Annotated in this window: 16 protein-coding genes; 10 read left to right on the forward strand and 6 right to left on the reverse strand. The window is 46.1% G+C overall.

What is annotated here, in order from left to right:
* Positions 1 to 98 precede the first annotated feature (98 nt).
* Together ACZ44I_RS08140 and ACZ44I_RS08145 are read left to right on the forward strand one after the other, a co-directional pair.
* Positions 99 to 1,532, forward strand: a complete 1,434-nt coding sequence (locus tag ACZ44I_RS08140; protein WP_464550949.1) for an IS1634 family transposase — start codon at positions 99 to 101, stop codon at positions 1,530 to 1,532.
* 32 nt (positions 1,533 to 1,564) lie between these two features.
* Complete coding sequence (locus tag ACZ44I_RS08145; protein WP_460372814.1) at positions 1,565 to 2,992, forward strand: IS1634 family transposase; 1,428 nt, start codon at positions 1,565 to 1,567, stop codon at positions 2,990 to 2,992.
* Positions 2,993 to 3,549: 557 nt separating this feature from the next.
* Here the strand turns inward: ACZ44I_RS08145 and ACZ44I_RS08150 are convergent.
* Together ACZ44I_RS08150 and ACZ44I_RS08155 are read right to left on the reverse strand one after the other, a co-directional pair.
* A complete protein-coding gene (locus ACZ44I_RS08150; RefSeq protein ID WP_464550947.1) occupies positions 3,550 to 3,897 on the reverse strand; it encodes a hypothetical protein in 348 nt (115 codons plus the stop codon).
* Positions 3,898 to 4,301: 404 nt separating this feature from the next.
* Complete coding sequence (locus ACZ44I_RS08155) at positions 4,302 to 5,087, reverse strand: IS66 family transposase (protein WP_464576478.1); 786 nt, start codon at positions 5,085 to 5,087, stop codon at positions 4,302 to 4,304.
* A 377-nt stretch (positions 5,088 to 5,464) separates the two neighbouring features.
* Between ACZ44I_RS08155 and ACZ44I_RS08160 the strand changes: the two genes are divergently transcribed.
* Complete coding sequence (locus ACZ44I_RS08160; protein ID WP_464550945.1) at positions 5,465 to 7,069, forward strand: IS1634 family transposase; 1,605 nt, start codon at positions 5,465 to 5,467, stop codon at positions 7,067 to 7,069.
* 148 nt (positions 7,070 to 7,217) lie between these two features.
* Here ACZ44I_RS08160 and ACZ44I_RS08165 read toward each other — a convergent pair whose 3' ends face one another.
* Positions 7,218 to 7,478, reverse strand: a complete 261-nt coding sequence (locus ACZ44I_RS08165) for a DUF7557 family protein (RefSeq protein WP_464550943.1) — start codon at positions 7,476 to 7,478, stop codon at positions 7,218 to 7,220.
* Between the two features lie 209 nt (positions 7,479 to 7,687).
* Positions 7,688 to 8,680 carry a hypothetical protein gene (locus ACZ44I_RS08170; RefSeq protein WP_464550941.1) on the reverse strand — a complete coding sequence of 331 codons (993 nt, stop codon included), beginning with the start codon at positions 8,678 to 8,680 and terminating at the stop codon, positions 7,688 to 7,690.
* A 265-nt stretch (positions 8,681 to 8,945) separates the two neighbouring features.
* On the opposite strand from ACZ44I_RS08170, the gene ACZ44I_RS08175 reads away from it, so the two are divergent.
* The 3 genes from ACZ44I_RS08175 to ACZ44I_RS08185 all read left to right on the forward strand — a co-directional run bounded on the left by ACZ44I_RS08175 (position 8,946) and on the right by ACZ44I_RS08185 (position 14,541).
* Positions 8,946 to 11,225 (forward strand): protein kinase domain-containing protein, encoded by a 2,280-nt coding sequence (locus tag ACZ44I_RS08175; protein WP_464550940.1) that lies wholly within the window; start codon positions 8,946 to 8,948, stop codon positions 11,223 to 11,225.
* 198 nt (positions 11,226 to 11,423) lie between these two features.
* The gene (locus tag ACZ44I_RS08180; protein WP_464550938.1) at positions 11,424 to 13,730 is read left to right on the forward strand and encodes a protein kinase domain-containing protein; all 2,307 of its coding nucleotides are present in this window, start codon (positions 11,424 to 11,426) and stop codon (positions 13,728 to 13,730) included.
* 10 nt (positions 13,731 to 13,740) lie between these two features.
* Positions 13,741 to 14,541, forward strand: a complete 801-nt coding sequence (locus tag ACZ44I_RS08185; RefSeq protein WP_464550936.1) for a PP2C family protein-serine/threonine phosphatase — start codon at positions 13,741 to 13,743, stop codon at positions 14,539 to 14,541.
* A gap of 49 nt (positions 14,542 to 14,590) precedes the next feature.
* Here the strand turns inward: ACZ44I_RS08185 and ACZ44I_RS08190 are convergent, their stop codons facing one another.
* Complete coding sequence (locus ACZ44I_RS08190; RefSeq protein WP_464550934.1) at positions 14,591 to 15,793, reverse strand: ATP-binding protein; 1,203 nt, start codon at positions 15,791 to 15,793, stop codon at positions 14,591 to 14,593.
* A 49-nt stretch (positions 15,794 to 15,842) separates the two neighbouring features.
* Positions 15,843 to 16,364 carry a hypothetical protein gene (locus tag ACZ44I_RS08195; RefSeq protein WP_464550932.1) on the reverse strand — a complete coding sequence of 174 codons (522 nt, stop codon included), beginning with the start codon at positions 16,362 to 16,364 and terminating at the stop codon, positions 15,843 to 15,845.
* A 148-nt stretch (positions 16,365 to 16,512) separates the two neighbouring features.
* Between ACZ44I_RS08195 and ACZ44I_RS08200 the strand changes: the two genes are divergently transcribed.
* The 4 genes from ACZ44I_RS08200 (at position 16,513) to ACZ44I_RS08215 (ending at position 20,717) form a co-directional block, all read left to right on the forward strand.
* Entirely contained in the window at positions 16,513 to 17,106 is a 594-nt protein-coding gene (locus ACZ44I_RS08200; protein ID WP_464550930.1) for a chromosome assembly protein, read from the forward strand.
* 21 nt (positions 17,107 to 17,127) lie between these two features.
* Entirely contained in the window at positions 17,128 to 17,706 is a 579-nt protein-coding gene (locus ACZ44I_RS08205) for a hypothetical protein (protein WP_464550928.1), read from the forward strand.
* A gap of 16 nt (positions 17,707 to 17,722) precedes the next feature.
* The gene (locus ACZ44I_RS08210) at positions 17,723 to 19,552 is read left to right on the forward strand and encodes a double zinc ribbon domain-containing protein (RefSeq protein WP_464550926.1); all 1,830 of its coding nucleotides are present in this window, start codon (positions 17,723 to 17,725) and stop codon (positions 19,550 to 19,552) included.
* A 169-nt stretch (positions 19,553 to 19,721) separates the two neighbouring features.
* Positions 19,722 to 20,717 (forward strand): zinc ribbon domain-containing protein, encoded by a 996-nt coding sequence (locus tag ACZ44I_RS08215; RefSeq protein WP_464550924.1) that lies wholly within the window; start codon positions 19,722 to 19,724, stop codon positions 20,715 to 20,717.
* The last annotated feature ends 130 nt before the right edge of the window (positions 20,718 to 20,847 follow it).

Below are 20,847 nucleotides of genomic sequence, written 5' to 3' on the forward strand. Positions count from 1 at the left end.
GATAGAGTCATACCGAAAGGATAGTATGGCATTACGCAATCCAAGATATTGCTTCCATGTCGCACAATTTGTTCTTAGTGATGTTTGTATCGACAAAAATGCAAACAAAACTAAGAACTAATCAGGTTGAGCCGAATGAGAATATATCCTTTCCTATCGGCACCCTTCTCCTCATTGAAAGGCTGTATGAAACCCTGAATTTCTCCTCTGTTTTCGGGAAACACAAGACAAGAGGTATCGACATCAATAATCTGCTTCAAGCTCTTGTCAGCTACAAAATGACGGATAACTTCAGCATAAAGCGGTCTCACGAATGGATCAACCGGCCTGAAGTGCTTACCGAATTCTCTCTCCCTGCATTCAGCGAAAGAACGCTCTACCGTGTCCTTGAAACCCTTGGTGACAACCGGGAAGAGATCATCTCCGATATCCAGGACATCCTGTTTGAGAGGTATGAATTTGAGCATACTAACATCAACATGGACTGGACCAGCATTGTTCTTCACGGTACCAAGGCTCCACTTGGAAAGTATGGCTACAGTCGTGATCATCGGCCAGATAAAAAACAGATCACCGTTGGTATCACAGAACTTGCCGACCCAATCAATGTCCCGATTGGGCTGACAATCGAACCCGGCAATCTCAATGATCAGATCCACTTCAAGAAGACCTATCAGCAATCAAGCGGCAGGCTCAGAGAGGATTCTCTGGTAATATTTGACAAAGGAGCGAACAGTGTCGCCAATACCCAGATGATCCGGGCAGATAATATGCAGTACATCACCGGAAAGAAGCTCAACAAGAGCGACGACAAGATAATCGCCAGATTTGAGACATATAATCCTCAGATGGTTGATGAGGAATCTGGGATCCGCGGGATTAAAATCGAGAAACCGAACAGTATCAATTATCTCTACTTCTCAGAAAAACTGCAGAAAGAGCAGCTGGAATCCAGAGCCCGAAAAGTCGTTCGGGAGATAAAAGAAGCAAAGGCCATTCAGGAAAGCATTGACAAGAATAAGGCCCTTCCGAAACGATTCCGGATAAACAATCTTCTTGTGGATGTGGACTACTCCATCCAGACAAAGCTGATTGAACTCTCCGAAGATGATGCCGTCAGGCTTCTTGAAGATAAGTTCATCACCGGTAGAGAGGGATTCTTCTGCCTGAAATCGAGTAAGAATTTGACACTTATCGAGGCCCTTCTGACCTATCGAAAAAAGGACTCGATCGAGAAGATATTCAACTCTCTCAAGAACGAGATCGAGATCAAACCATTGCGTGTATGGACTGATAAAAGCATTTACGGTGCTTTAATCATTGGGTTTCTTGCACAGTTATTTATCTCACTGATCCGATTTGAGATCCCGGAACTAAAGCATACGTCAACGAAATTCATCAAAAAGGCGCTATCGAATTTGACAGTTACCGTCGATTCCTGGATGAGGAAGACAAAAAGGTTCATTCACTCCAATTTTGATGCCATCAACACGATGATTTTGTACCCCAACTTTGCCATTAACAAGAAATAAAAGTGTTCTTAGTGATGTTTGTATCGACGAAAATGCAAACAAAACTAAGAACTAATGAAGTTGAGCCGAATGACAATATATCCTTTCCTATCGGTACTATTTTCCTCGTTAATCAGCTGTATGAAGTCCTGGGTTTTCGCGATATTTTCGGGAAACATAAGACGAAGGGTATCGATATCAATAATCTGCTTCGAGCACTCATCAGCTACAAACTGACAGATAACTTCAGCATCAAACGATCCCACGACTGGATCAATCGGCCTGAAGTTCGTGCCGAATTCACCCTCCCTTCATTTAGTGAAAGAACACTCTACCGTGTCCTTGAAACCCTTGGTACCAACCGGGATGAAATCATCTCCGACATCCAGGATGTCCTGTTTTTGAGATACGATTTTGAGCATACCAACATCAACATGGACTGGACCAGCATAGTCCTTCATGGCACTGAAGCCCGGCTTGGAAAGTATGGATACAGCCGGGATCATCGGCCAGATAAAAAACAGATCACCGTTGGTATCACTGAACTTGCCGACCCAATCAATATCCCAATTGGGATGACAATCGAACCAGGTAATCTCAATGATCAGACCCATTTCAAGAAGACGTATCGGCAGTCAAGCAACCGGCTCAAAGAGGGATCTCTGGTAATATTTGACAAAGGAGCGAACAGTGTCACCAATACCCAGATGATCCGGGCAGATAATCTCCAGTACATCACCGGAAAGAAGCTCAACAAAAGCGACGACAAGATAATCGCTGAATTCGAGACATATAATCCTCAGATGGTTGATGAGGAATCAGGAATCCGCGGGATTAAACTCGAGAAGCCAAACAGTACGAACTATCTCTACTTCTCAGAAAAGCTGCAGAAAGAGCAACTGGAATCCAGAGCCAGAAAAGTCGTTCGGGAGATAAAAGAAGCAGAGGCCATTCAGGAGAGTATTGACAAGAATAAGGCTCTTCCGAAACGATTCCGGATAAACAATCTTCTTGTGGATGTGGACTACTCCATCCAGACAAAGTTGATTGAACTCTCTGAAGATGATGCTGTCAGGTTTCTTGAAGAGAAGTTCATCACTGGGAGAGAGGGATTCTTCTGCCTGAAATCGAGTAAGAATTTGACACTTACTGAAGCTCTCCAGACCTATCGAAAAAAGGACTCGATCGAGAAGATATTCAACTCACTCAAGAACGAGATCGAGATCAAACCATTGCGCGTATGGACTGATAATAGCATTTATGGCGCTCTAATCATTGGGTTTATTGCACAGTTGTTTGTCTCCCTGATCCGATTTGAGATCCCGGAACTGAAGCATACATCAACAAAATTCATCAAAACGGCGCTATTGAATTTGACAGTTACGGTTGATTCGTGGATGAGGAAGACAAAAAGGTTCATTCACTCCAATTTTGATGCCATTAACACGATGGTTTTACGGCATAATTGGGCAGTTACATGAAATATTGATGGGAAAATCGTCAACTGTCAAATACAGTTTCTCGATGAAATTCTGGAAAAATAAGATCACGATAGTGGATGCTCCCATTTGGTGGCCGAAGCCAAAGTGGCAAACTTAGGTTGTACCATAATTGGGCGGTTACATGAAGTTTTGATGGAAAAATCGTCAACTGTCAAATACAGTTTCCTGATGAAATTCTGGAAAAGTTAGATCGCGGTAGTGGATGCTGTCAATGGGGGTGAAGCCAAAGTGGCAAACTTAGGTAACAGCATTTACGGCGCATTAATCATTGGATTTCTTGCACAGATATTTATCTCACTGATCAGATTTCTGGAAAAAATAGATCCCCTTAGTGGATGCTGTTATTGGGGTGACTGAAGCCAAAGTGGCAAACTAAGGATTGATCTATTGAGCAGGATCGATTTGGATCGGCTAATGCACTGTTAATATGAGAAATAATAAAATGATTTTTTGGATGGGCTCTGCACTTCTGTGTTAGTCGTTGTTGAGTTATTCAATAACCTAAAATAACGTTGGGATGTGCTCATATTTCACAATTAGTAATCAATAACCTCTTCTCCCCCGAATGTTTCCATTACTTCTAATAATACTTTAAAACTGGCACAAGCATCTTTGATGGCCTTTTCATTACTAAGTAAAATATCAATATCTTTGGCGTCATCGGTACCGCCATTCATAATTTTATTGACGGTCAAATCGGGTGCTTTGGTTCCATCAGAATTCGTGTATGTACAAAGTACAAAAGATTCTGCTTTGTATCGACTTACTAAGTCCTTTTCTTGAGGGGTTAATTCGAGTCGATATGATAACTGAAATAATATGCCTTTATGCCCCCCAAGGAGACCCGTCTGTGCTTTTTGATCGCGTTTAATGAATAGTTTCATTTTCTCACTCCAATAATAATTGATTATCATGAACAAAAATTTGCTCTGATATTTTTTTACTTAACCCCCCTATTATTTAATTCAATCGTATAGAACTTACGCATTTCAATGAGCCAATCAAATCAGGAGGGGTGTTGTTTTGATGGCCTCTATCGGAGATACTGTCGAGACCATAAAATATATAAATTAACAAGTTAATGATGAATTGATTAAAATGGCAAAGAGAATATGTGTCAAATGTGGTAAAGAAAAAGATATTAGCGGTGGCAAATATTGTCCGAAGGATCATTTCACTTGTGCGGGATGTGCATGGCATCAAGACTGGTGTAACTCTTGTAAGCAAAAGATAAAGTAATTCCAATAAGTAAGCACCCCCAATCTCTCCCTTCTTTGAATGTAACAGGTCAGCTATACCTGTAAGCCACGGTGGGCATGAAGGGTTCTCTCCTGAATACTCCTTTGATGGCGGCAAGTACTGACCCCTCATTCTTCTTCACGGTGGAGATATATCCCCGTACCCTGCAGAAGTTCGCTACTCCCTCAACACTTCTGAACGATCCCGAGATCTTCTGTTGCACCTTCACCATCCTGATGTCACGCTTTGCAAGATTGTTTGTGAACGGCACTCTGAAATCCGTCATGAACCGGAGGATTTCTGTCCGGTACGTCCGGCACCGTTCAATGAGATTTTGCGCACGAGTCTTCTTCTTCCGACCGCGCTTCTTTGGAACAGGTTCGGTGGAGAGAGGATTCTCTGCAATTCCGATCTCGATGATATAATCAAATCTCCTCTGGAACTCTTCGATCTCGTCCTTGGTGAGTGAATCTGCTGATTCGGGTACTTCTTTTACCGCAGCATGGATCTCAATCAGCAGTTCCTGCATTGCATCACTCCAGTTCGGGCCAAAATTCTCCGATATCCCCGTTAAATCACGGAGTATGTGAGCATTACAGATGGCATGTTCACACTGATATTTGAAGTACGGCGACCAGCAATCGTGTACCATGAGGCCTTTGAATACAGGAAGTACTCCAATTGCATCCATTGCCTCTTTACCCCGTGATGAATGACAACCATAGAGGGTAAGGAGAGCGGTGGATGTATACGGGTTTCCAAGTTCCATACCGGAGATAATTGTGAACGCTGTAGGAGTCATCTTTGAGGCGGGAACATTTTGTCTGTCTATCATCCTGCATAAGATCCAGTAAAGACCAATTTCCTGCCTTTTGGTTCAGGCGTGGTACCACCCTGGTTTCGCCTGTTGCCGATTACGACCCTTTCACAATGATTCAGCGTTTGATTCTCCATGGCGTTCGTTTCCTAGCAGATTGAACAGATCAGGGTTCTATTCTTCTCCACATTGTCCCATGGGCTTCATACCCTCCCGTTACCAGGAGCGCATGCCATGGTAGGAACATCCCAGACAGATAGGAAGGCGGATTTACCCGCAATCCCCGATATAGCGTCTTGTCGCACTCCGGTCTTCGGCAGTAAAAACCCAACTATCAAACATTTACGTACATAGTATTATATATTAGTACATGTTTAATATTTAATTGTTCTACTATGGCTCTTGTAGATGGCTCGAATGTCACAATATCCCATCTTGGACTCGTTGCCGGTGTGTATGACTCTCTTGGGATCGGCGATCTCATTGACGAACTCATACCCAAAAAACGACATTACATCGTCTCCCATGGCACCGCTGTCAAAGCTCTTCTCCTCAACGCTCTTGGCTTTGTGGAACGGCGGCTCTATATCATGCCCGACTACTTCGATGATATCGCAACAGAACGTCTTCTTGGTCCAGGAATCTGTCCGGATCACCTCAATGAATCTCTCTTTGGTGAGACGCTGGATGCAATTGCACGGTTTAACCCGACCCAACTTTTCACAGCAATCAGCCTCACCATGATGAAAAAGCTCACCTCTGAACCTCCCCGACTTCATCACGATACGAGCTCATTCAATGTCACCGGCCAATATGACAGCGATTTTGGGACTCAGCTGATTCAGATAGTCCGTGGTTACTCGAAGGATCACCGAAATGATCTCAACCAGTTCGTCATCAACCTGGTTACCAACCAGCATGGGATTCCCATCTTCATGAAACCCCTATCCGGGAATGCCTCTGATAAGAAATCCCTTATCAGGTCAATTCAGGCTGTCCGGAATAATCTGGTGACCGATCAACGAATCTACCATATCGCAGATTCAGCGTTTTATACGAAATTAAACCTCCAAACCCTCGGAACACAGTGTTACTGGATCTCTCATGTCCCACACACGATCAAGGAGGTAAAAGCACTCATTCACCAGGAGGGGATCACCTGGAATCCCTGTACCGATGAGCGGTATCACTATTATGAACTCGAATCTGAGTATGCCGGGATCCCTCAGAAATGGGTGATGTACCATTCACGTGATCAGCAAACCCGTTCAGAAAAGAAGTTCACATCCCGCATAGAAAAGCAACGAAAAAAGGATGAAACCGCTCTGAAAAAGATATTTGCGCATGAATATGCCTGTGAAACAGATGCACGCGCAGAACTTGAACGATGGATTAGAAAACACCCTCGCTACGTTCCAGTAAACATTCAGGTGACGAAGAAGAACCATCGTGCTAATGGGAAAAAGGGTCGGCCAAAAAATGGAGAAGAGTTGAAGGAGGTCTTCCTCATCTCCTGTAAGCTGACGTTTAATGATGAAGGGGTACAGCGGGAGAAAGAGCGTCTTGGGCGATTCATTCTCGCCACAAACGATTGTGAGATAGATCCAGAGACACTTCTCGACTGGTATAAGGAGCAGGGTGCCGTTGAACGCGGATTTAGGTTTTTGAAGGATAACAGCTTCCATATCTCCGAAATTTACCTGAAAAATCCAAATCGAGTGGCTGCTGTCTCAATGCTGATGGTATTAAGTCTGATGGTCTATACAGTTACTCAGTGGCAGATCCGGGAGATCCTCAGAGAACAGAAGAAGACGGTTCGTGATGTCAAGAAGCAGACGGACAAACCGACGACAAAACGGATCTATCATCTCTTCAGGCGTGTTCGGCAGATCGAAGAAGTGACTGATACAGGGTTAGAGTGCCGTATTCTCAATTATACGGATGAATTACAGGATATAACGCGGATGTTTGGGCCAAGGGTGGAAAAATATTATGCGTGAAAAAATAGCTGCCGAATGTGTGTTATATCGTGAAGGGGAGATGGATCGGCAGCATACTATTCAAGAGCGATACCTATTCGTATTCGTATAACCCTTGACAATACACCATATGATTTCTCAGCAGAAGGTGTGAAGAGCACCCTGTACACTATTCGTCACCCAGTTGCCGTATGACCTGATCGTCACCGAGATCACGCATGATATCCCGGAGAGTTCGATAACGGCCTGCTTTACTATCCTCTTCGCTCACTTTGAGGGCTTCAATTTCCTCCTGGGAGAGAGGTTCATCTTCATACGCTGCGTCGGCAAGACGATTAATGAGTTCATCATACGTCTCCCTCGGGTGAATCTTCAGGTCGTTGAGCTTCTCTTTTGTTTCCGGCCGGATCTGCACCGACGTCATCGGCATAAAACGATACAGTTTCTCTAGTTAGTAATAGATTGCGGGGGGATAGGATTGATAATACGAGTTGATTATAGCTGAATGGTTGTACCTGGTCAGCTATACCTGTAAGCCGCCGTAAGTGGAGAGGGTTCTCTCCTGAATACTTCTTTGAATTCAAGTGGGCAAAAACGAATGGGCGTGTACAGAAGGACATGATTGGTGGAACAATACGTCTACTTTTTCCGGGAATTTAAGATAATACGGTGCGTGCGGGGAGATATTTCGGGAGATGAGGGGTTCAGGGGCGGCTTAGGTGACTGATTACCATTTTTTTCTTCAGCAAATTCCCTACATGCCAGCAATATAATAAAAGGAAGAATAAGAATCCAATAATGTAGATATTGACGTATAAGAAGCGTTCCCAATAAAACGATTACAAAGAGAAAAATTGTCCATTCCGAGGGAGATCTAAGCCCTCTCTTGATAACACTCGCTCCAGAGAACAGCACTACTGGAAGAACAATAAAAACACTTGATATAAGATACATCGAAAAGGCAAAAAAGTTATTAGTTTGATAACTAGGAATTTCTAAGATCTCTTGACCACTGATATAGGCTGATCCGATACCAAATGTCCAGTATAATGCACTCATCATCACCTCATTTCCATACATCAATAGTAATAAGCCATACGGAATTAATCCAACAATAATTGCCGGAATTATTAGATAATAAAGCCTTTTCTCCCCTTCTATCCACATTAAATAAAGTAGAGGAATAAAACCTAAAATTGCATATTGTTTAAACCCTATAGCAAGACCAATACAAATCCCTGCATAAACGTACTGTGACTTGCGTGCCGAGATGAAAGCCAGTAAGAGAAACAGGATCGCAAACTGTTCACTAAAAAGGATATATCCCTGAACAAATGCGGCAACAATAAGGTAGAGGAGCCCCGCAAAAAAGCCTGAAAGATAACCATAGTCTTTGTTCCCAATATAAAATAGTAGGAAAGCACAGATTATATTAATCGAAGTTATAACAGGGACATCCAGAAAACCCGCCGGTTGAACCAGATCCATTGCTGCCACAACATAAAATAGAAGCGGCGGTTTAGGATCGATGTAACTAATATAGGGATTAAAACCATTGATAATTATCCGGGCCATCTCGTGAAAACGTTCTGCATCAACCCCAGCCCAACCACCAGTATCAATCTTGTGCATAATCACAGCAATTGTGATAGCAACGATAATGTATGATAGGAGAAGTAAGCAAATTTTTAAGATTATGCGCTGTTTGTTATTCATGAGTTTATCGAGATTTACATATTAAACCCATTTCTTAAAAAGGATGTGGAGAAATCATCCAATCAAATCAGAAGAAGCGTTGTTTTGATGACCTTTAAAACAAAAGTTTATTCACAGAGAGACAAATTTATTCTTATTATATAAATATTATTCAGCCTTAAAGACAACTTAGGTGAACATAATGAAGTATATAATACTCATCTTAATAACACTAGTCATTCTAACAGCGCTGGTTCCTCCTGTTCTGGCAGATGAAGGCACTTTTACCATGAAGTGGGGAGAAACTGGCATGAGCGATGGAGAGTTCTATGATCCATATATAATTGCAGTCGATAGAAGCGGGAATATATATGTAAAAGATTATTTTACACATCGAATCCAGAAATTCACAAGTGATGGTATCTTCATAACAAAATGGGGGGAGGGTGGCACCGGTGACGGTCAGTTTAAAAAAGAGGTAGGTGGCATTGCAGTTGACACTGAAGGGAACGTTTATGTAGTAGATCATGATAATTATCGGATTCAGAAGTTTACAAGTGACGGAAAGTTCATTTTGAAATGGGGAAGTGAAGGCAATGGCGATGGACAGTTTTATTCTCCTCGGGGCATTGCACTCGATGAACAAGGAAATGTCTATGTTGTTGATGGGGAGAATCATAGGATACAGAAGTTCACAGGCGAAGGCAAATTCATCACAAAATGGGAAACATGGGGTACAGGTGACGGAGAACTCAATAACCCCATCCTCATTGCTATAGATTCAAGTGGAAAGATATATATAACAGACTTAAGCAGCATTTACAAATTCACAAGTGATGGCAAATTCATTACAAAATGGCTCTTATCCGGTGTAGCAGATGATCTAGTATCAACTGTTGGCGGCATTGCGATCAATACCGATGGAACCATCTTGGTAAGTGATGTTTCAAATAATCATATAGAAATGTTCACCAGTGACGGAAAATTCATTTCTAAATGGGGAACGGAGGGCATAGGTGACGGACAATTCCATTCACCATATGGCATTGCGATAGACAAAGATGGGAACATCTATGTAGCGGATACCGGTAATAACCGTATTCAGAAATTCAGACCTCAGACAGCTTCTTATAACCTCCTTCTTTCTTTCGGTTTTATTCTTCTAGTTGGATTGGGAGCTGGCTTACTGGTGAAAAACAGAAATCAAAAGATTCAATCTCCTATTCAGATGAAAAACGAGGGTAGACCACAAAAGAAGACAGAACAGATTAAGACCGATATCCCTGAATCTTTACCAATTCAAACACCTATTATTCAGGATACGGTCCCTATATTCCCTCGGGAACTTCTCAGCCGCTATAATCCCATTGAATTGGTTGGAGAAGGTGGTTTTGCCAAGGTCTTCAAAGTAAAAAGGATAAGTGATGGGCAAATCGTTGCAGTCAAGATCCCCCGTATAGACGAGAAAACCAGTTCGATCTTGATGAACGAAGTTGCGGCTTGGTATCATCTGAACCATCCAAATATCATCAAACTTAATAACAGCAATCTACTTCCAATACTACATATTGAGATGGAATATGTAGAGGGTATAGAAGTCAATGGGAAGAGGGTCAGGGATCTTGATGAGCTTCAAAAACCAGTTTCGCAAGAGCAGGCATTAAAGACAATGTCTGATATTGCAAGAGGTCTGAAATATGCTCACGAGAAGGGGATCTATCACCATGATCTTAAACCATTGAATGTTCTTATTACAGCCGATTTTATCCCAAAGATTGCTGACTTTGGGCTCTCAAAGATCAGTTCCCGCAGTTCAATGATGGCAGACAAGGAGGGGTATTCACCAATGTATGCCGCACCGGAACAGCTGGATTCAGAGCATTATGGCAATCCGGATCAAAGAACCGATCTCTATCATCTCGGGTTAATCTTCTATGAACTCCTAACCGGCAGATTACCCTATGAAGGTTCATCACATGTGGTAACAATCAGCAAGATTCTCTTACCGGAGATTGCACCTGCAAAACTAGCTTCGGTGAATCCTGACCTAAAAGTCTATGATCCAGTCATGGCCAAACTTATTGCAAAGAGGATGGAGGAAAGATTCCAGAATGTTTCTGAATTCCAAAATGCATTAGAGAGTGTCCATTCCCTTAATAAAGAGAGAACGGAACTGCTCGAAGATTTGAAAGGGACAAAAGAGTCGCTGAAAAACAGTACAGGAAAAGAAGAGATCCGAAGGCTTACCAATGACACGATCCGGAAATCTATTCGGATCGCTCTCCTCCATGCACAATTACAGGATCGGGTTGAGCTCATAAACGCACTCAATGAGATCCGCCTCCTGACTTCACATCACAGAGAGGAGCTGGACACCGCTATCGATCAGGTGCAGTATATGATCGCAGAAGATCTCCCTCTGGGCAAGGAATGGATCGACCAGCTCAGGATACTGCTTGGGAAGATTGAGATGCAGGGGTGAATCAGCACACTGGGGAGGCCTGTAACTGATATATCAAGTCATTCAAGAGGGGGAGAATGTTGTGTGGTAAGATAAAAACAGGTAAAAATTGCTAGAACACCGGGATGAGCGAACCAGTAGTTCAGGAGTATGTCCATCTCAGAGAAGAGAAAGAACATAAGAAGAAGGAAGTTTATAGTCACTTAGAGTGGAAATGCGATGAGACATAGATTTTTATACATAATAACGCTGTTCCTCCTAGTCGTGGTAGTACAACCCGTGACTGCGGACGACTTTAAATTTGTAACAAAATGGGGAACAGAAGGATCGGGTGACGGTCAGTTCCTTAATCCAAGTGGTATTGCAATTGATGCGGCCGGGAATATCTATGTCGTGGATAGTAATAATAACCGGATACAGAAGTTCACTAGTGATGGTACATACATTACAAAGTGGGGAGAAAAAGGTGATGGAGAGGGACAGTTCAATTCCCCAAGCGGCATTGCAATAGATTCAGAGGGTAACGTATATGTGACAGAATTATATAATAACCGCATTCAAAAATTCACTAGTGAAGGATCTTTTATTACGAAATGGGGGGGAACAGGCTCAGGTTGGGGTGGGTCTGGCACAGTCAGCGGACAGTTTACTATGCCCAGTGACGTGGCGGTGGATCCAGATGGGAATGTCTTTGTAGCAGATATGGCGAATCAGCGCATCCAAAAATTCACAAGTGATGGCACATTCATCACGAAGTGGGGAGAAAAGGGATACATAGATGGGGGGGAATTTAATGGTCCAATAGGGGTTGCTGTAGATTTGGATGGGAACCTTTACGTTGCCGATCGTACAAACTATCGAATCCAAAAATTCACAAATAATGGCATATTCATCAATAAATGGGGTAAAGAGGGAATATATGACGGACAGTTTAAAGGCCTTAGTGATATTGAAGTAGACTCAGAGGGGTACATCTATGTTACTGATAACATTAACGACCGAATCCAAAAGTTTACGAGCGATGGAACCTTTATTACGAAATGGGGAGAAAAAGGTGATGGAGAGAGGCAGTTCAATTCACCAAGCGGCGTTGCGATCGATGCCGACGGGAACATCTATGTCGTGGATAGTAATAATAACCGGATACAGAAGTTTCGGTCATCCACACCTCTGACATCCCAACCCACAGATTTCAACTTACTCCTCCCGATCGGTTTTATTCTTCTTGTTGGATTGGGTGCTGGCTTACTGGTGAAAAACAGAAATAAAAAGATTCAATCTCCTATTCAGATGAAAAATGAGGGCAGATCACAGAAAATGACCGACATCCATGAGGAATTGCCAATTCAAACACCCATTATCCAGGAATCAGTCGCAGATTTCCCACGTGAACTTCTCAGTCGCTATAATCCTATCGAATTGGTGGGAGAAGGTGGTTTTGCCAAGGTTTTCAAAGTAAAAAGGATAAGTGACGGTCAAGTCGTTGCAGTCAAGATCCCAAGGATAGACGAAAAAACCAGTTCGATCTTGATGAAAGAAGTTGCAGCCTGGAATCATCTGACCCATCCAAATATCATTAAACTTAATAGCAGCGATCTATTGCCGATACCACATATTGAGATGGAATATATAGAGGGTATCGAAGTCAATGGGAAGAGGGTCAGGGATCTTGATGAGCTTCAAAAACCAGTTTCGCAAGAGCAGGCATTAAAGACAATGTCTGATATTGCAAGAGGTCTGAAATATGCTCACGAGAAGGGGATCTATCACCATGATCTTAAACCATTGAATGTTCTTATTACAGCCGATTTTATCCCAAAGATTGCTGACTTTGGGCTCTCAAAGATCAGTTCCCGCAGTTCAATGATGGCAGACAAGGGGTATTCACCAATGTATGCCGCACCGGAACAGCTGGATTCAGAGCATTATGGCAATCCGGATCAAAGAACCGATCTCTATCATCTCGGGTTAATCTTCTTTGAACTCCTAACCGGCAGATTACCCTATGAAGGTTCATCACATGTGGTAACAATCAGAAAGATTCTCTCACCTGAGATTGCACCTGCAAAACTAGCTTCGGTGAATCCTGACCTAAAAGTCTATGATCCAGTCATGGCCAAACTTATTGCAAAGAGGATGGAGGAAAGATTCCAGAATGTTTCTGAATTCCAAAATGCATTAGAGAGTGTCCATTCCCTTAATAAAGAGAGAACGGAACTACTCGAAGATTTGAAAGGGACAAAAGAGTCGCTGAAAAACAGTACAGGAAAAGAAGAGATCCGAAGGCTTACCAATGACACGATCCGGAAATCCGTTCGGATCGCCCTCCTCAATGCACAGTTGAACGACCGGGTCGAGCTGATAACAGCCCTCAATGAGATCCGCCTCCTGACCTCGCATCACAGAGAGGAGCTGGATTCTGCAATCAACCAGGTGCAGTATATGATCGCAGAAGATCTGCCTCTTGGCAATGACTGGATCGACCAACTCAGGGTACTGCTTGGAAAAATTGAGATGCAGGGGTGATTCTAAAGGTATGAAGACTCCCGAGTGGTTAGAAAAGGTTGCTGGGACTGTCAGAAGTATAAGAGGTAATCACGCAGATCCCACCCCCACCTCACCCGACCTCTTCGGCATCAGCATCACCGGAAAGCGGCCAGTAAATGAGGACTCTATTCTCACCGTTTCAACCGATTCATACCACCTCCTTGCCGTTGCCGACGGGCTCGGCGGACATGCCGCCGGGGAGTATGCCTCAGGAATGGCGATCCGGATCCTGGAAGAAGAAGTGGCTCTCGCTTTTTCTGATCAGATGAGCAGATCTGAGGTCGAAGCGATGCTCCGTGATATTCATACCAGGATTCATGAGTCAATCGAGGAAGAGAGTACCGGTGAGCGGAAAGGGATGGGGACAACACTCGTCTCTGCCATCATTCGGAACAAGGAAGCTGTGATCGGAAATACCGGTGACAGCCGGGCTTATCTTGTTCATGAAAAGGTGGTACAGCTCACAAAAGATCATTCCGTTGTCCAGTCACTCATTGATGAAGGGGTGATCGATAAGGAGAGCGCTTCTTCGCATCCGCTCAGGAATATACTCTCCCATGCGATGGGTGGAACATTCACAGTGGACTCTTTTCACCAACCCCTCAGTGAGGGCGATATACTGCTCCTCTGCAGCGACGGGTTCTCCGTATTTGTGAAGGAAGAAGAGATCCCCCGAGCAGTCAAAGGAAAAACCGCAGAGGAAGCAACGGACATTCTGGTGGAGATGGCAGAAGAGGGGGAATCTGACGACAATATCAGTGTGGTTATCTACCGCCATGGTTCAGGGTAAACAAGATCGGTTCAGTGTAAATTACCTGATTAATCCGGTAAGCTGAAGCTTACGAGAAATCCTCCCCGAACTCTTCAGACCATGCAGTGAACCGATCGAGATCCGCTCTTGTGACCGGGGATTTGATCCTGGCAATTGCTGATCTGAAATCATCCATTGAGAGAGGGCGGACCTTCAGGGATCGCTTCTGGAGCTCTGCAAACGGCAGCGAGGCAAGGGTATGTAGCTCCGTATTTTCATCCCGGATCATCATCCACATCGCCTGCTGGCAGAGGGTATGGATATCTCTGCCTGAATACCGTCTCTGCACACATTCAGAACCCAGCTCGTCAAGATTCAGAGACGAGATATCGAGCGATTCGGTATGAATCCTGATGATCTCACGGCAGGCCGCCTCATCAGGGAGCGGGATGAAGATCCGGCGGGGGAACCGTGAGAGGACAGCAGTGTCCAGATCCCAGGGAGTATTCGTGGCGGCAAGCGTCAGCAGCAGCCGGTCACTCTTCTTGTCCTGGAGCCCGTCCAGTTCGGTCAGGAGGCTTGAGAGGAGTTTCCGGGTTGCGTCACTGGTATCATCACTCCGGGACTGGCTCAGGGCATCAAACTCATCGAGGAAGATGATTGAAGGTGCATGTGACCGTGCAGCTGAATAGAGGCCTGAGATGAGTTTGGAGGATTCTCCGAAGTACTTGGAGACGATCTTGTCTGCCTTGACATCAAAGAACGAGGCGTTCAGGCTGCCGGCAGCTGCTGCCGCAAGGAGGGTCTTCCCAGTTCCCGGCGGGCCGTACAGAAGGATGCCTTTCCATGGTTTCACTGACTCGGGCTTCTTCAGGCCGGCTATTACGATCGTCTCCATCATGAGACGCTTCACTTCTTCGAGGCCGCCGATATCATCCCATCGTACCTTCGATTTGGTGATGAGACCCGATGCATCAAACGCGCCAACGCCATCCTGCTCACCTTCGGCCTGTGCATTCTGCCGGGAGCCTTTCCCGGTATTTCTTTTCCTGCCCTTCCTGTTTGCAGGGTGAGGAGATCTGCCGGTTGCTATCTGCTCCCAGCGATCGGCATGACCCAGGTATTTTTCCTCCATGGAAGGCACATTGGAGGCAAGCCGCCGGTTCAGGGAGGCACAGGCAAAAGCTTTCTCCCGCCCCAGATCATCATCGCCGGCAGCCTTTGCTTTCTTGTACTCATCCATCATATCCCGCAGTTCGGATAGGAGAAAACCACTCAGATCAACCTTCATCACACCACCCAAATTGATTCAGTCGCCTCTGGCATCCGTAATGCCTGGATCATCGGCTCTCCTCCAGAAATGCATGGAGATCGTCATCGATCCGGCTGGCGACGAATGGAACCACGGTCCCAAAACCGGCGATAGTAATAGCAACCTTTGTTCTGCCATCCAGTGGTGTTAACTGCATGCCAATCGATGCCCGTCCTTTCCTCGTATAGACAGAAAAGCTCTCAATTCCATTTGTAACACCCTCATAACTGGCATTCATCTTGTTTAGGAGGAAGCGCATGAATTTTCTGACCGATTCTGCCTCGATATCTGTTTCATAGAGAATAGTTTGTGATATCTCATCAATTGTCGGCGTATATTCTTCGGATGCATAAATCCTGACGTTTTCGCTCCCCTTTTCAAGTCGCGCATAAAGATCCTGAAGGAACTCCTCGATATCATCACCACCAAGGCGGATGATCACGCCCTTCTCCCGGTGGATCTCAAGCTTTGATCGAAAGCGTTCAATAGCGCTATCGATACGCTTTCGTTCGGCATCTGTTTCATAGTCGATGACGAGGAGATGTTCCATTGTGAATGAGTATAGTTATTCTACCTTATAAAAGTTACATCCAATTTGGAAATAGATATTTTCGGCATTAATTTAGTATATCCATTTTGGAGGATAACTTTATTATAGGTTAGTGACTATGATGAATGTGTGAGATATGATGGATTTCATGGCAATGTTTCGGAAGAACCCAATTGACAGCATCAAGACCGGTGAGCTTCAGGAAGAGGAACTGAAGCTGAAGAGCAGGATCAACAGGCTGAGAAAAGAGATCGATAAGATCGAGAAGCAGAAGAAAGATAAATTCAAGGAAGGCGTTGGTGCGGACTTAATCAAGAAGAAGATGATCGCCCAGGAACTCAAACAGCTCGATATGGAGGCGAAGCTGAAGGTGAAGAACTTCATGGCCCTCCACAAGCAGTATATGTTCGTCTCAAACCTTGTTGTGATCAAGAAGTACCAGCGTGATCTCCAGAAGACCGCACTCTGGTCAAAGATCCAGGCGATCACCCCAGAGTCATTTGAAAGTTCGCTGATTAAGGTGAACCTTGCCGGAAAAGGATTTGAACGGGTAATCGATGACCTAAACCAGATCTTTGCACTGGATATCACCGAATCTGACAGCGACATGGATGAAGCTGAGAAGCAGATGTTTGAAGTCTGGAACAGTGTCGAGGATGGATCCCTTGATCTCGAACAGGCCGAATCGGTTCTCTCAATCGAGAAGGATATCGAAAAGGCGCTTGAGAAGATGGAAGATTGAAAGGACCACGGACTGATTCCTATGACATTCCTGTCCCGGTTCTTTGCGAAACATCCCCTTGACACCATGAGCCTTGGTGAGCTGAAGAAGAGCGAGGCGCAGCTTACCCGCCAGATCAAAAAGCTGGAGGGTGAAGAGAACGCGGCCGAGGCTGCTATCCAGGCGGTCTTTGCCGAGGCAGCATCAGATACAGCAAAGGAGAAGGAGCAGTATACGCTCCGTATCCAGTCCCATACAAATGCCTGGCAGCTGAAGCACCGTTCTCTCCTTCAGGCAGAACGGGATCTCACCGTCATCAGGAATATCATCACCATCAAGGAGCATGAGAGAACGGTTGGATCTTCAAACACCCTGTCCCGTATCAGAGAGCTTGATCCCGAAGAGCTGGAATCCTGGCTTGCGAAGAAGACGCTGAAAACAGATGGCAGCACAATACAGCTCGAAGAGATATCCGAGATCACGTCAGGGCACATGGCGGGCGTGGATGCAGAACCCGTTGATGGAGAGACAGTCGATAGTATCCTGGCACGGGTGCAGAGCCAGGGCATGAGCCCGGATTCTGCCCGTGAGGATCTCCTCAACAGAATAACTGAGAGATAAACCAGATGGTGGTATCATGATATTTAGAAAAAAGTCAGACACGGGTTGTCCGAAATGTAACACCCCAATGGAGCCGGATGCAAAGTTCTGTCCACACTGCGGGGTAAAAGTGGGTGCATCGTCCTGTATCAAATGCGGGGGAAATATTCCGGCAGAGGCAAAGTTCTGCCCCGCCTGCGGAGCCGACCAGCGGACCTCGAAGATCCGGTCGTTCGTTGGACTGGATGACGAGGATTTTTCACGGCAGCGTGAATGGAAACGATCGCCTGAAGATTTTGCACGTCGTTTCGAAGTGGAGGATCTTCGTGGGATGCTGAAGAAGACGGTGACGGTTGCAGAAGGTACCCGCGCCCTCCTCTTCCAGGGAGGCGCATTTGTGGCGGATCTCCCCTCAGGACATTACAGTATCGGCAACATCATTGATGCAAAACTCCCGATCAACCTGGATAACCGGGCATCGGTTGTGCTCGTTGATGACGGAGTAATCCCGGTCGATTTCACCGTTGATAAATCACGGGGAAGGACACAGGATGCAATCGCAGTCGGGCTGCATGGGCGGCTCTCTGTTCGGAGCGTTGATTCCGAGAAGCTGATCGCAAATCTCCTCAAGGGAAAGAGCCGGATTCAGCTTGAGGACTTGATTGTGGATCTCTCTTCAGATCTTGAGATGGTGGTTCAGTCGGTCCTCCGGAATTACCGGGTTGATGAGCTCTATGGCAATACCGGGATGAAGAAATCTATTGAAGACGAGATCAGGTCACACGTCGGCACGACGCTCACAGGCTTTGGCTTTGAGATTGAGGGGCTCCGGTTCGTCAGCCCAGATGATTCCGAATGGGCGGATGTCATTGCCCGGCGGGGAGATTCAGCCAAAAAAGTTGCCGGAAAGGGAATCGAGATCGATGTCGAGCAGCAGATCAGATCCCTCCTCTCAGAGGATCGGATCAACCAGCTCCAGACCGATGAGAAGGTGACATCCTATGCCCATGATCTCACAACAGCGGGGGTCATCCGCGACCATGAGGTTACTGAACTGAAAGCCGAACTCCTGAGAAACCGTGAAGATTCAGGGATCCAGAGGAGGATCATCCGGGAGAAAGTTGAGCAGGCACATCGCCACGTTCTGGAGAAGCTAGATGCTGAGCATGGGATCAGTATCGACGATGCCCGGAAAACGCATGAGTATACATGGAAAGAGAAGGAGCAGGATCTCGATGCCCGTGAGATCGAGAAGCTGATCAACCAGAAAACGAAGTGGAATGAGGCACTCCAGGCGAAACGTGCGAAAGAGCAGGAACTGAAACACCAGGATCTTGAGAAGGATGTCGATCTCGAAGGGCGGCGTCTTGAGCAGCGGGCGAACACTTCAGTTGAAGCACTCCTCTCAACGGTAGACGGGAAAGCTGGTGAGCAGATCACCGAGCTGGAGAAGATGAAACGGGCCGCGACCCTCACCGAAGAGCAGATCATGGCACTTTCCGCCAAAGAGAGTGATGCTGTTGCCGATGCCATGAAAGCGAAGTTTGGATCTGACAGGATGGAGGAGCTCTTCAAGCTCCGGATGCAGGATCAGGAGAGGTACATGGAGACTGTCCGGAGCATGTCAACAGAGAATGCCGACCGGCTTGCAACCGTGATGGATAAGGCGCTGGATGCGATGGGCAATACCGCAACCGCCCGGAGCCAGGCGCATCGGCCGCAGGGTGCAACGGTGGTTGCCAGCGGCGGGCTTCAGCCGACGATCATTAACCCCGTGCAGCCGGAAGAGGGGCGCAGCTGCTCTTCCTGTGGGGTCTCCAATAACGCATCATCACAGTTCTGCAAAGAGTGTGGTGAGAAGCTATGACCTCTCGTATCCTGACCATATCCATTGTCCCACCAGAACCAGATATCCGATCCAATTCATTTTTTGAGACAGGAACAAGTATCCGGAATACCCAAACACCATCTCTTTTTGTGTCAACCTCTCTCCTGACGTTCGCATCCGATCAACAGACACACAAGTCCAGTGATGCATGATGCCTGGCCGTGGCGATCTCGAATGTGCAAAAAAACTCGTGGCTGGTGCAGAGCGGATCCTGCAGGCAGGCAGGGGCTGTTGCCGCTGGCCGCCTGAGAAGCGGGAGCAGGTATGGGAGGAGATCCTGGCGCAGTACCAGCGGTTTCAGGATCATGAATGCGGCACACTCCCGCGGGATATCGATCAGCATATCAGGTCCAAGTTCGAGGTGGCCCTCCTTACGCTGGCAGTCTCATTCCGTGCCAATGGCGAATCCTGCCCAGATACGGGAACGAGTCGGAATGGAGAGATATTCAACGATGATGAGATTGCCCTCTTTGAGATCATCGACCGCTACCAGGTGCTCCCGGCCAAAGACGAACTGAAGAAGATGCTCATTGCCAGAAGCGGCGGGGACTCCGATTTTGTCAGGGATCTCATCCACGTCCACTATACCTATATTGACGGCCTCGTAACCGGGATGCTCAGCGGCGAGTCGAGGGCGGCAAACCCGCTGATCATCCAGTACATGAAGAAGGAATGGAAGCGGTTTGATTCAACACTGAGTGATGCGGTTATTGATTCAATCAAGGCGAACGGGATGCACTGGTTCTTCACCTTTGCAAGCAAGGGCGGCAGCCGGGCTGAGCAGGTGGTCTACCAGATCTCTGGTGGCCACGTGAATATCGGATCCGGCGTCCAGATCGTCGACAGCCTCCTCTCCCGGACCGGGATCTCAAATGAGCAGGAAGCCAGCCTCTTTCCACAACCCGGCAGGAAGGCTGATGGCCGGGGCGGCGTCAGTGTGACGGATAGTCTGATGAGCCGCTCGTCGATTGGGGGGAGAGAAGAGGATGAGCTACGAGCGGAGTTGGCGTCAGAGATGGCATCGAGACCCAGCCCCGGGTCTGCCCCGCAGGAGAACGGGGAGCACCGCTTCTGCCCACAATGCGGGGGGAAGAACGGGAGCGGGGCGAAGTTTTGTATGCAGTGTGGGGAGAGGTTGCGGTGAGTGGTTTGAATGATGATTGCTGCCTTGTTTGTGATGGTTTGAATGGGGGGTTTGGGTATGGATGGATTGCTTGCATAATCCGAGAGGGGAGAGAAAGCAAGGGGTTATTGACAGTATATATGGATTATGA

Source organism: Methanocalculus pumilus, assembly GCF_055382585.1.